Below are 12,205 nucleotides of genomic sequence, written 5' to 3'. Positions count from 1 at the left end.
CGTGGAAAACCGGCCAGTAGGCAATTCGGGTGAACCGGCGTAAGACGCCGCGGCGGCCCGGGTCCCACCCGCGCACGAAGGACACGGGCACTACGTGATCGGAGGGCGAGGGCCGTGACAGCGCGGGACGACAGTGCGGTGCGGAACGAGTGGACGGTCGGCTGCCGAGACCTGGCGGGCAGGCGGCGCGACGTGACGGTGTTCGTGAGCAGCGACGACAAAGTCGTCCTGGTCGCGCCGCCGGGAGAGGCGGCCGTACTGGGGCCGCTGGAGGTCGGGCGGCTGCGCGCGGCCCTGCGCGACGCCGTGGTGGCGACCGCGACGTCGGCGCGACGCACCGGAACCGACTGACAACTACCGTTCCTACTCATGAGTAGGTAGAGTCGGCACCCGCAGACCCCGAAAGGTGCCGGCCATGACCACCTACTTCGTCACGGGCGCGACGGGCTTCCTCGGGAAGCGCCTGGTCGCCCGCTTGCTCTCGCGGCGGGACACGACCGCCGTCCACGTGCTCGTCCGCAACACCTCGCGCGACCGCCTGGCCGCGCTCGCGCGGGACTGGCCGAACGCCGACCGCCTGGTCCCCGCCGTCGGCGACCTCACCGAACCGCTGCTCGGCCTCGACCCGGCCGGCTACGACGGGGTCGGCGGGATCGATCACGTCGTCCACCTCGGCGCGATCTACGACTTCACCGCCGACGACGCGGCGAACCGGGCCGCGAACGTCGAGGGCACCCGGAACCTGCTCGCCTTCGCCGCGGCAGCCGGCGCGGGACTGCTGCACCACGTGTCGTCCATCGCCGTCGCGGGCGATCACGCCGGCCGCTTCACCGAAGCCGATTTCGACCTCGGCCAGTCCTTCAGTTCTCCGTATCACGCCACGAAGTTCGAGGCTGAGAAGCTGGTCCGTGCGCAGTCCGGCGTGCCGTTCCGCGTCTACCGGCCGTCCGCGGTCGTCGGCGATTCGCGCACCGGCGAGATGGACAAGATCGACGGTCCCTATTACTTCCTGCCCGCCATCTCGCGGCTCGCTGCGCTGCCGAAGCAGGTGCCGCTCGTCGCGCCCGATTTCGGGGCCACCAATCTCGTCCCGGTCGACTACGTCGTCGCCGCGATGGAAAACCTCATGCACCGCGAAGCGCCTTCGGGCAGTACGTATCACCTCGCTTCACCGCGACCGCAGAAGCTGCACGAGGTCTACAACGCCTTCGCCCGCGTTGCCGGAGCGCCGCGCGTACGCACGACGGTGCCGTCAGGTCTGCTTCGCAGCACAGCGTCCCGCCTCGCGACCGCTGTCGACCGCCTGCCGACTGGACGGGCGACGCGGGCCGCAGTGTTGACCGAGTTGGGAATCCCGCTCGAAGTGCTCCCCCACCTGAACATGGAGGTGGAGTTCGACACCGCGCGCACCACTTCGGAGCTGTACGGCAGCGGCGTCCACCTTCCCGAGCTTCGCGACTACGCCGAACCGCTCTACCGCTACTGGCGCGCGCATCTTGACCCGGACCACGCTCGTCGCCCAGGGCTCGAAGGGCGCGTTGTCCTCATTACCGGTGCGTCGTCCGGCATTGGCCGCGCGAGCGCGCTCGCTGTCGCGCGTCGCGGCGCGAAGGTGCTTCTCGTCGCGCGCCGCGTCGAAGAACTCGAAGACGTGCGTAGCGAGATCACCGCAGCAGGCGGCGAAGCAGCGACGTACCCGTGCGACCTCACAGATGGCGACGCGGTCGACGGTCTCGTGAAGGCAGTCCTAGCCGATCACGGCGCAGTGGACGTCTTAGTGAACAACGCAGGACGCTCCATCCGGCGCTCGGTACAGCTGTCGACGGAACGCTTCCACGACTACGAACGCACCATGGCCATCAACTACTTCGGCCCGGTGCGGTTGATCCTCGGCCTGCTGCCGTCGATGACCGAACGCCGGTTCGGCCACATCGTCAACGTCACCACGCAAGGCCTGCAGACCGACACCCCGCGGTTTTCCGCTTACCTGGCTTCGAAAGCCGCGCTCGAGGAGTTCAGCCTGACCGCCGGGCGCGAGACGCTGTCCGACGGCGTCACGTTCTCCTCGGTCCGGATGCCGCTGGTGCGCACGGACATGATCGCGCCGACCGGGTCGTACCGCGGATTGCCCGCGAGCTCGCCGGAACGCGCGGCGGCGCTGGTGGTGAAAGCGATCGAGCGACGGCCGCAGATCCTGAGCCTGCCCGAGGGCCGAGCCGCGGAACTGGCCTCGCTGGCAGCGCCGGACCTCGCCCGCTTCGCGGCGCATCTCGTGTACCGGGTGATGCCGGAATCCGCGCCGGAAGCCAGGAAACTGCCCCGGCAACCCGCTCCGGCGGCCGTCGCGGCGACGCTCACCAGGATGTTCTGGCGGCGGAAGGCCTGAGGACGTCGTGCGTGTTCGTGCCGGTTCTGACCGGCACGAACACTCACGAGTCCACCAGCATGTCGTCGGGTGACCCGCTCGCCAACCCGGCCAGCACCTCCAACGCACTCGCCAACGTCTTCTCGGCAGGCGCGGACACCGCGATCCGCACCGCGTTCGGCGCGTGTCCTGGCACCACCGAAAACGCTGCCGCCGGCGACAACGCGATCCCCCGGCGAGCGGCGGCGGCCACGAAGGTCTCGGCCCGCCACTGGTCCGGCAGCACCCACCACCGGTGATAGGCCGAGGCGTCGCCGTACACCTGGAAACCCGCCAGCCGCTCGGCGACGATCCTCGCTCGCGCCGCGGCATCCGCGCGTTTCGCTGCTTCGACCTCGGCGAGCACGCCACCGGTGATCCACCGCCGCGCCGCCTCTACGGAGAACCGCGACGCCGACCAGCCGCCGGACCGGATCGCGCTCGCCAGCCGCGCGACCCACGGCGGCGGCACCACGAGAAATCCGGCGGTGAGCCCGGGCGCGACGCGTTTCGACAGGCTGTCCACGAAAACCGTCCGCTCCGGCATCAGCGCGGCGAGCGGTTCGGTGTCCGGGCGGAGGAAGGTGTAGATGCCGTCCTCGATCACCGGCAGGTCCAGCCCGCGGACGGTCTCGGCCAGTTCGGCGCGGCGCTGCGGCGGCATCGTGACGCCGAGCGGATTGTGCAGGGTCGGCTGGACGTACAGCGCCCGCACCGGAGCGCTCGCCGCGAGCGCGGCGGGGACCAGGCCGTACGCGTCGGTTTCGATCGGCACCAGCTCGATGCCGAGCCGGGTCGCCGCGGCCTTGACCACCGGATACGTCAGGGATTCGACTGCCAGCCGCTCGCCGGTCGGCACGAACGCGGCGAGGGCGGCCGCGATGCCCTGCCGCCCGTTTCCCGCGACCAGCACTGATTCCGGGTCCGGCGTCCAAGACCCGCGAGCGAGCATCGCGACTGCCGCCTCGCGAACCGCTTTGGTGCCGGCCGCGCCGAGCGGATGCAGTGCGTCGGTGAAGACGTCCGCGCGCAGCACGGGTTCGAGCGCCTGCGCCAGTTTGGCCGATTGGGTTGGCAGCACGGCGAAGTTGAGTTCGAGGTCGACGCGCGCGTCGCCGGGTTCGGAAAGCGCCGGTTCGGGACCGGGCTTGGCCGCGCGCACGAAGGTGCCCCGGCCGACCTCGCCGATAGCCAGGCCGCGGCGGACGAGTTCGCCGTACACGCGGGCCGCGGTGGAGCCCGCGATGCCGCGGTCGCGCGCGAACCGGCGCTGCGGCGGCAGCCGGTCGCCGGGCCGCAGCCGGCCGGCTTCGATGTCGGCGGCGAGTTCGTCCGCGACGACGCGGTAGTCGTCCATCCCACCCTCGCTCTGCCGGGATTCTCCCGGACGCATCATGGCACCGGCCGGTCACTGTTCGCTAATGCGACCCGCGGAACTCCCCGGACGGGGGTCACTAGGTTAGCCTTACCTGTGTGGCACTGACGAGCGAAGACACCCGACTGCACGCCGAGGACCTGACGCTGGCCTACGACGGCCGCACGGTCGCCGAACGGCTCGGCGTGGTCATCCCGGACAAGTCGTTCACAGTCATCGTCGGCCCCAACGCCTGCGGCAAGACCACGCTGCTGCGCGCGCTCGCCAGGATGCTGAAGCCGCGCGCGGGCTCGGTCTACCTGGACGGCGAGGTGATCTCCAGCTACGGCGCGAAGGAGGTCGCGCGGCGGCTCGGCCTGCTGCCGCAGAGCTCGATCGCGCCGGACGGGATCACCGTGTCCGACCTCGTCGCGCGCGGCCGGTACCCGCACCAGAAACTGCTGCGCCAATGGTCCCGCGAGGACGCGGCAGTGGTCGCCGACTCGATGCGCGCGACCGGCGTCGACGACCTCGCCGAGCGGATGGTGGACGAACTGTCCGGCGGGCAGCGCCAGCGCGTCTGGATGGCGATGGCGCTGGCCCAGCAGACCGATCTGCTGCTGCTCGACGAGCCCACGACGTACCTGGACATCGCGCACCAGCTCGACATCCTCGACCTCTGCGCGACCCTGCACAGCGAACAGGGCCGCACGCTGGTCGCGGTGCTGCACGACCTCAACCACGCGGCCCGGTACGCGACGCACCTGATCGCGATGCGCGACGGGAAGGTGCTGGCCACCGGGACGCCGGAGGAGGTCGTGACGGCGGAGAACGTCGAGCGGATTTTCGAGCTGCCGTGCCGGGTGATGGAGTGCCCGGAGAGCGGGAGCCCGATGGTGATCCCGAAGGTCAGCCGCCGGGCCGCCTGAATCAACGGCGGGTCATGAACGACCGCCACACGTCTGCGGGGACCGACGAACCCGTCACCTTCTTGCCCGCCGCGTCGAGCAGTTTGCGGTTGTCATCGGTGCCGAGCCACACCGCCGTCGCCAGCTGTGGCGTGTAGCCGACTGCCCAGGCGTCCTGGTTGTCGCGCGAGTTGCCGCGCTCGAACTCGCCCGTGCGCAGAGCCGCCGCGCGACCGTCCGGCAACGTCGTCCGCAGCACGGCAGTCACGTCCTGCGCGACCTGCTCCGGAACGGCGGAGACCGGCTGGTTTTCGTGCTGCCACACGACTTTCCCGGACGGGTCGAGCACCTTGTCCACCAGGTGCACGGGCGCGTGCCTTCCGTTGGCGGCGTAGGTCGCGTACGCACCGGCGACGTCGAGCGGCCGCATCGGGTACCGGCCGACGACGATGCCCGAGCCGATCGTGGCGCCGTCCTGTTCGCGCATGGTCGGCGTGCCGTCCGCCTCGTCCGGGATTCCCGCCGCCCGGGCCGCCGCGCTCACCTCGTCGACGCCGATCTTCTTCGAGACCACGATGAACGGCGTGTCCGCCCCGGACGTCAAGGCGCTGCGCAAAGTGCACGGCTGCGGGCACTTCGGCGGATAGTCGAACTTCTCGCCGAGGTACTGAATGTCCCGGGGAGCAGCCACTTTCTCGTCCAGCGACATCCCGTTCTTCAAGCCGGCCGCCGCGGTGAACGGGTAGAACGCGGAGCCGAGCGCGTGGCCGGTTGCCGCATAATCCCGGACGCCGTTGTTGCCGCCGTCGTAGGCGCGCACCGCGCCGTTCGTCGGATCGACGGCTACCAGCGCGCCGCGAAACTCCGCTGGTTCGCCTTTCAACCGGTCGCTCAGCGCGGCGTGCGCGGCGTTCTGCAACCCTGGGTCCAGCGTGGTCTGGACGGTCAGATTCCCTTGCTGCAACCGGGAAAGCGAGAACCCGGCCGTCTCCAGTTCGGCGAGCACGCGCTGTTTCAGGTGGTACTGGTCGTAGTTCAGGCTCACCCGCGTCTCGGCGGGCGGCTTGATCTCCGCGCCCGGGTAAGCCATGCCGTCGGCGTTCTTCAGGTAGCCGCGCTCGACCAGCTTGTCGCGCACGTACCGCCAGCGTTTCGCCGCGTGGTCGTCACCGGACACCGCCGGATCGTGCACCGACGGCGACTGGATCATCCCGGCCAGGAACGCGGCTTCGCTCCAGGTGATGCTGTTGTCGAGCGGACGGCCGAAGAACGCGTTCATCGCCGCCGCCGGGCCGAAAGTGTTGCGGCCGAAGGAGATGATGTTGACGTAGCTCTCGAAGATCTGCTCCTTGCTCTGCTCCTGGGTGATCTTCGTGGCGAGCACGAGTTCCTGCATTTTCCGCGACAGCGTCGAATCCTCGTCGCCAGTCGACTTCTTGATGTACTGCTGGGTGATCCCGGACCCGCCGCCGACGCCGGTCAGGAACGCGCGGCCGATCCCGGTCGGGTCGAAGCCGGAGTTGGCCCAGAAGGTCGGGTCCTCGGTGGCGACGATGGCGTCGCGCAGCTTCTGCGGGATCTGGTCGAACGGCACGAACCGCCGGTCGCCCTCCGGCGGCACGACGCGCAGCAGTTCGCTGCCGTCGGCGTACTTCAGCGTCACGGTCTTGCCGAGCGAGGCGAGGACGTCCTGCGGGCTGCGGACGTCCAGCAGCAGGTAGGCGATCCAGAACGCGATCAGCGGCACGCCGATCGCGAACCCGGTCAGGTAGTAGGCACCCTTGCGGACACGGCGCCACTTGCGACGGGCAACAGCGGATTGGTCACTCTCCGGGGCTGGCTCCACGAATGAAGGACGACTGAACCGGTGACAAGGTTCTGTCTACCCGGTGAATTGATCACGAGAGGAACGCGCGGAGCAACGACGCCGTGCCCTCGATGTGCTCAGCCATCGCCTGCCGCGCGGCCACCGGATCGCCGGCCAGGATCGCGTCGACGATCGCCTCGTGCTGCGCGTTCGAATGCTCCAGATTGGGTTCGAGCAGCGGAATCCGGTCGAGCAGCTGGTTGACCCGCGTCCGCGCGTCGGCGACCGTGCTGGTCAGCGACGCGGACGCGGTGACCTCGGCGATCGCCAGGTGCAGCCGCGAATCCTTGCGCCGGTAATCGGCGAGACTGGCTGCCGACGCTTCCGCGAGCGTGCCGGTCAGATGTTGCCGGTCCGCCGGGCTCAACGTGCGCGCCGCGGCCGCCTCCGCGGCACCGGTCTCCAGCACATGCCGCAGGCACAACGCGTCTTCCAGCCCGGCCGCGTCCACCTCGCCGACCGCGCGTTCCGCAGGCTCCGGCAGTTTCTCGTTCACGAACGTGCCGCCGTACCGTCCGCGCCGGGACTCGACGTACCCCGCGTCGGCCAGCGCGCGAATCGCCTCCCGCAGCGTCACCCGGCTGACGCCGAGCCGTTCCGCCAGCTCGCGTTCAGAGGGCAACCGGTCCCCCGCGCCGACGACCCCGAGCCGAATCGCCTGCAACAACCGCTCGACGGTCTCCTCGAAGGCGTTCCCGGCACGCACCGGCCGGAACAGGGCCGCGTTCGCGCTCACCACCGAGGTCGACTCCACCTGTCCGATTCTATGCTGCCGGATTGCAGAGAACTCTTTGCAAAGCTTTCTCTGCGGTCTACTGTACGGAACATGTCCGACGAACGCCGCGCGCGCCAGATCGACGCCCGCACCCTGCGCGCGCTGGCGCATCCGCTGCGCATGGAACTGCTCGACCTGCTGACTGTCGACGGCCCGGCCACCGCGACCGGGCTCGGCAAGCGCGTCGGCGAGAGCTCCGGCACCACCTCGTGGCACCTGCGCCAGCTCGCGGACGCCGGACTGGTCGCCGAAGACACCAGCCGGGGCTCGAAACGCGAACGCTGGTGGAAGGCGGCGCAGGAATCGACCCGGATGCGCGCGGCCGACTTCGTCGACGACCCGGAAATGGCCGGGCCGCTCATGGCTTTCCTGCACCAGCACGTGGACATCCGCTACCGCGAGCAAGCGCGATTCGTCTCGGAGCTGCCGCGCTGGGCGGGCGAATGGCAGGACAGCTCGACGCTGAGCAGCACCCGGATGCCGCTCACCCCGGGCGAATCCCAGCAGCTGATCGAAGAAATCGAAGCGGTGATCGAGCGCTACCGCCGCCCGGCCCGTCCCGGCGACGAAACGGTGATCACGCAATGGGCGGCGTTCCCGCACGCGACCGCCGCGTCCGAAGGCCAGGGGGAATCCTGATGGAACCGTTCCTGCACGCACTCGCCGCGGCCCGGCAGGACGAATTGCTCGCCGCCGCCGTCCGCAATCCGCCCCGGACGCCCGCCCGGCAACGACTCGGCTGGTGGCTCATGGAACTGGGCCTTCGCCTCGCCACCCCGAAACGCCGTGAAGGACTCCTCGAAGGAATCTGATTCCCTCAAGGAGTCCTTCACGGACCGAAAATCAGCACTCGATGACGTTCACCGCGAGTCCGCCGCGCGCGGTCTCCTTGTACTTCACCGACATGTCCGCGCCGGTTTCGCGCATCGTCTTGATCGCCTTGTCCAGCGTCACCACGTGGCTTCCGTCGCCGCGCATCGCCATGCGCGCGGCGTGGATCGCCTTGGACGCGCCGACGGCGTTGCGCTCGATGCACGGGATCTGCACCAGCCCGCCCACCGGGTCGCACGTCAAGCCGAGGTGGTGCTCCACGCCGATCTCGGCCGCGTTCTCGACCTGAGCCGGCGAGCCGCCCAGCACCTCGGTCAACCCGGCGGCCGCCATCGCCGAGGCCGAGCCGACCTCGCCTTGGCAACCGACCTCGGCGCCCGAGATCGATCCGGTCTGCTTGAGGATCGAGCCGATCGCACCGGCAGTCAGCAGGAAGGTGACGATGCCGTCGTCCGACGCCCCGCGCACGAACCGTTGGTAGTAGTGCAAAACTGCTGGAATGATTCCGGCCGCGCCATTGGTAGGGGCAGTGACGACGCGTCCGCCCGCGGCGTTTTCCTCGTTGACCGCGAGCGCGTACAGACTGACCCAGTCCATCGCGTACAACGGATCGTCCGCGCCGTCTTCGGCGAGCAGCTTGTCATGCAACGACTTCGCCCGCCGAGGCACCTTCAGGCCGCCCGGCAGCACACCCTCGTGCGTGTACCCGTTCCGCACGCACTCGGCCATGACCTGCCAGATCTGCAACAGCCCGTCCCGAATCTCCTCGCGACTGCGCCAGGAGAGCTCGTTCCGCAGCATGATCTCGCTGACCGGCAGCCCGGTGTCCGCGCAGTGCTTCAGCAGATCCGCCCCGGTACGGAACGGATACGGCACCGGCGTGGAATCCTCCACGAACACCGTGTCGGTCTCGTACGACTCGTCCCGGACGAAGCCGCCGCCGACCGAGTAGTACGTCCGTTCCCGCACCAGCGCGCCGTCGGAAGCGAACGCCCGGAACACCATCCCGTTGGGGTGCGCGGGCAGCGACTTGCGCCGGTGCATCGTCAGGTCGGTGTCCTCGGCGAACGCCACCGAGTGCGTTCCGCCGACAGCCAGCCGCCCGGACTCCCGGATCGCCGCCACCTTGGCGGGCACCGTGTCGGTGTCGATTTCCTCCGGCCGCTCGCCGGAAAGCCCGAGCAGCACCGCTTTGTCGCTGCCGTGCCCGAAACCGGTCGCGCCGAGGGAGCCGAACAGCTCGGCCTGCACTCGCGCGACCGTTTCCAGCACGCCGTCCTCGACCAGACCGTCCACAAAGGTCTTGGCCGCCCGCATCGGGCCGACCGTGTGCGAACTCGACGGCCCGATGCCGATCGAAAACAGGTCGAAGACGCTGATCGCCATTGATCCGCCCCTTCTCTTAGTTCCTCGCCAGCACGCTGCTGGCTTCTTGGGCTGCCGGTCCTTCGGCGGTGAGGTGGGCGAGGTTTTCCGGCAGTTCCTCGCCGCGGTGGGCCTTGGTCTGGGCGTACAACCGGCCCGCGCGATACGACGACCGCACCAGCGGCCCCGCCATCACACCCGGGAACCCGATCGCCTCAGCGGTTTTCGCGTGCTCCACGAACTCTTCCGGCTTGACCCACCGGTCGACCGGGTGATGCCTCGGCGAGGGCCGCAGGTACTGGGTGATCGTGATGATCTCGCAGCCCGCGTCGAACAGATCCTGCAACGCGACGCCGACCTCGTCCGGAGTCTCCCCCATCCCGAGGATCAGGTTCGACTTCGTCACCAACCCCGCCGCACGCGCCTGCGTGATCACATCCAGCGAACGCGCGTACCGGAACCCGGGCCGGATCCGCTTGAAAATCCGCGGCACCGTCTCCACATTGTGCGCCAGCACCTCCGGCCGCGACCCGAACACCTCGGCCAACTGCTCCGGCTCCGCGTTGAAGTCCGGGATCAGCAACTCCACACCCGTGCCCGGGTTCAACGCGTGAATCTGCCGCACCGTCTCCGCGTACAGCCACGCACCGCCATCGGCCAGATCGTCCCGGGCCACACCGGTGATCGTCGAATACCGCAGGCCCATCGCCTGCACGCTCTCAGCGACCTTCCGCGGCTCCGTCCGATCCAGCTCGGCGGGCTTGCCCGTGTCGATCTGGCAGAAATCACACCGCCGCGTGCACTGATCACCACCGATCAAGAACGTCGCCTCACGGTCCTCCCAGCACTCGTAAATGTTGGGACAACCCGCCTCTTCACACACCGTGTGCAGACCCTCGCGCTTCACCAAACCCTTCAGCTCAGTGAACTCCGGCCCCATCCGCACCCGCGTCTTAATCCACGACGGCTTCTTCTCAATCGGCGTCTCACTGTTGCGCACCTCAAGCCGCAACAACTTCCGGCCTTCGGGCTGCGCGCTCATCGGCTCAGGTCCGCGTACAGCGGGTGCTTCTTGGCCAGCAGCTCCACGCGACCCCGCAGCGCCTGCTGGGCGGCCTCGTCGAAGTCCGGCTTCAGCGTCTCGGCGATGATGTCGGCGACCTCGGTGAAGTCGTCGGCGCCGAAACCGCGGGTGGCCAGCGCCGGGGTGCCGATCCGCAGACCAGAGGTGACCATCGGCGGACGCGGGTCGAACGGCACCGCGTTGCGGTTGACGGTGATCCCGACCGAGTGCAGCCGGTCCTCCGCCTCCTGGCCGTTGAGCTGGGAGTTCACCAGGTCGACAAGCACCAGGTGCACGTCGGTGCCGCCGGTGAGGACGCGGACGCCCGCCTCCGCGCAGTCGGTGCGCGACAGCCGGTCGGCGAGGATCTTCGCGCCTTCCAGGGTGCGCTCCTGGCGCTCGCGGAACCCGTCCGTCGCGGCGATCTTGAGCGCCACGGCCTTGGCCGCGATCACGTGCTCCAGCGGCCCGCCCTGCTGGCCGGGGAACACCGCCGAGTTGATCTTCTTCGCCAGCTCCTGGCGGGAGAGGATCAGGCCGCCGCGCGGGCCGCCGAGGGTCTTGTGCGTGGTGGTCGTGACGATGTCCGCGTGCGGCACCGGCGACGGGTGCAGCCCGGCGGCCACGAGGCCGGCGAAGTGCGCCATGTCGACCATCAGCTTGGCGTCGACCAGGTCGGCGATCCGGCGGAACTCGGCGAAGTCGAGCTGGCGCGGGTAGGCCGACCAGCCGGCGACGATCAGCTTCGGCTTGTGCTCGACCGCCAGCCGCTCGATCTCGGCGACGTCGACGATCCCGGTCTCCTTGTCGACGTGGTAGGCGACCACGTTGTACAGCTTGCCCGAGAAGTTGATCTTCATCCCGTGCGTGAGGTGGCCGCCGTGCGCGAGGTCGAGGCCGAGGATCGTGTCGCCCGGCTTCAGCACCGCGAACATCGCCGCCGCGTTGGCCTGCGCGCCCGAGTGCGGCTGGACGTTCGCGTGCTCCGCGCCGAACAGCGCCTTGGCCCGGTCGATCGCGAGCTGCTCGACGACGTCGACGTGCTCGCAGCCGCCGTAGTAGCGGCGGCCCGGGTAGCCCTCGGCGTACTTGTTGGTCAGCACCGAGCCCTGCGCCTCGAGCACGCCGACCGGCGCGAAGTTCTCCGAGGCGATCATCTCGAGCGTCGACTGCTGGCGGTCCAGCTCCGCGGCCACCGCGGCGGCGACCTCGGGGTCGGCCTCGGACAGGCGGGCGTCGAACGGGACGGTCATCAGTTCTCCTGGGTCAGCTCGGCGTACGCGGACGCGTCGAGCAGCTCCGGGACGTCGCCCGAGAGCCGCACCTGCAGCAGCCATCCTTCGGTGTAGGGGTCGGAGTTGATGACCTCGGGGGTGTCCGATGTGGCCTCGTTCACCGCCACCACCTCGCCGCTCACCGGCGAGTACAGCTCGCTGACCGACTTCGTCGACTCGACCTCGCCGAACACCTCGCCCGCCGTGACGGTGTCGCCGACGCCGGGCAACTGCACGAACACGATGTCGCCGAGCGAGCTCGCCGCGAACGCGGTGATGCCCACCGTCGCGACGCCGTCGGAGACCGACAGCCACTCGTGTTCCTTCGTGTAGGACAGGTTCTGGGGGATGCTCATTGCTCGGA

Annotated in this window: 12 protein-coding genes; 5 read left to right on the top strand and 7 right to left on the bottom strand. The window is 69.4% G+C overall.

Annotation, left to right across the window (positions count from 1 at the left end; all coding sequences use genetic code 11):
* Window positions 1-114 precede the first annotated feature (114 nt).
* Both L3Q65_RS45260 and L3Q65_RS45255 read left to right on the top strand, forming a co-directional pair.
* Window positions 115-351, top strand: a complete 237-nt coding sequence (locus tag L3Q65_RS45260) for a hypothetical protein (RefSeq protein ID WP_037810157.1) — start codon at window positions 115-117, stop codon at window positions 349-351.
* Window positions 352-415: 64 nt separating this feature from the next.
* The gene (locus tag L3Q65_RS45255) at window positions 416-2,386 is read left to right on the top strand and encodes an SDR family oxidoreductase (protein ID WP_237598387.1); all 1,971 of its coding nucleotides are present in this window, start codon (window positions 416-418) and stop codon (window positions 2,384-2,386) included.
* Between the two features lie 43 nt (window positions 2,387-2,429).
* On the opposite strand, the gene L3Q65_RS45250 is transcribed toward L3Q65_RS45255, so the two are convergent.
* The gene (locus L3Q65_RS45250; RefSeq protein WP_237598386.1) at window positions 2,430-3,761 is read right to left on the bottom strand and encodes a PLP-dependent aminotransferase family protein; all 1,332 of its coding nucleotides are present in this window, start codon (window positions 3,759-3,761) and stop codon (window positions 2,430-2,432) included.
* 116 nt (window positions 3,762-3,877) lie between these two features.
* On the opposite strand from L3Q65_RS45250, the gene L3Q65_RS45245 reads away from it, so the two are divergent.
* Complete coding sequence (locus L3Q65_RS45245) at window positions 3,878-4,687, top strand: ABC transporter ATP-binding protein (protein ID WP_182895561.1); 810 nt, start codon at window positions 3,878-3,880, stop codon at window positions 4,685-4,687.
* Between the two features lies 1 nt (window position 4,688).
* Here L3Q65_RS45245 and L3Q65_RS45240 read toward each other — a convergent pair whose 3' ends face one another.
* The gene (locus L3Q65_RS45240) at window positions 4,689-6,512 is read right to left on the bottom strand and encodes a transglycosylase domain-containing protein (protein WP_237598385.1); all 1,824 of its coding nucleotides are present in this window, start codon (window positions 6,510-6,512) and stop codon (window positions 4,689-4,691) included.
* Window positions 6,513-6,564: 52 nt separating this feature from the next.
* Window positions 6,565-7,287 (bottom strand): FadR/GntR family transcriptional regulator, encoded by a 723-nt coding sequence (locus tag L3Q65_RS45235; protein ID WP_037810150.1) that lies wholly within the window; start codon window positions 7,285-7,287, stop codon window positions 6,565-6,567.
* A gap of 72 nt (window positions 7,288-7,359) precedes the next feature.
* Between L3Q65_RS45235 and L3Q65_RS45230 the strand changes: the two genes are divergently transcribed.
* On the top strand, window positions 7,360-7,947 hold the full coding sequence (locus L3Q65_RS45230) for a helix-turn-helix transcriptional regulator (RefSeq protein WP_182895559.1): 588 nt from the start codon (window positions 7,360-7,362) through the stop codon (window positions 7,945-7,947).
* Complete coding sequence (locus tag L3Q65_RS45225; protein ID WP_182895558.1) at window positions 7,947-8,120, top strand: hypothetical protein; 174 nt, start codon at window positions 7,947-7,949, stop codon at window positions 8,118-8,120. The genes L3Q65_RS45230 and L3Q65_RS45225 overlap by 1 nt, the downstream gene beginning before the upstream one ends.
* Before the next feature lie 31 nt (window positions 8,121-8,151).
* On the opposite strand, the gene L3Q65_RS45220 is transcribed toward L3Q65_RS45225, so the two are convergent.
* Genes L3Q65_RS45220 through gcvH form a run of 4 tightly spaced genes read right to left on the bottom strand, consistent with a single transcriptional unit; the run spans window position 8,152 to window position 12,197 of the window.
* Complete coding sequence (locus tag L3Q65_RS45220) at window positions 8,152-9,525, bottom strand: L-serine ammonia-lyase (protein ID WP_182895557.1); 1,374 nt, start codon at window positions 9,523-9,525, stop codon at window positions 8,152-8,154.
* 16 nt (window positions 9,526-9,541) lie between these two features.
* On the bottom strand, window positions 9,542-10,546 hold the full coding sequence (gene lipA / locus L3Q65_RS45215; RefSeq protein ID WP_237598384.1) for a lipoyl synthase: 1,005 nt from the start codon (window positions 10,544-10,546) through the stop codon (window positions 9,542-9,544).
* Window positions 10,543-11,820, bottom strand: coding sequence for a serine hydroxymethyltransferase (gene glyA, locus L3Q65_RS45210; protein ID WP_182892137.1), 1,278 nt, complete (start codon window positions 11,818-11,820; stop codon window positions 10,543-10,545). The genes lipA and glyA overlap by 4 nt, the downstream gene beginning before the upstream one ends.
* Window positions 11,820-12,197 (bottom strand): glycine cleavage system protein GcvH, encoded by a 378-nt coding sequence (gcvH, locus tag L3Q65_RS45205; protein ID WP_037356097.1) that lies wholly within the window; start codon window positions 12,195-12,197, stop codon window positions 11,820-11,822. The genes glyA and gcvH overlap by 1 nt, the downstream gene beginning before the upstream one ends.
* Window positions 12,198-12,205: the final 8 nt, after the last annotated feature.

Origin of the sequence: Amycolatopsis sp. FU40, from assembly GCF_021903635.1 — a bacterium.
Classification (GTDB): domain Bacteria; phylum Actinomycetota; class Actinomycetes; order Mycobacteriales; family Pseudonocardiaceae; genus Amycolatopsis; species Amycolatopsis dendrobii.
The sequence above is the reverse complement of the archived record's forward strand: the minus strand, read 5'-3'. Positions and strand labels throughout refer to the sequence as shown.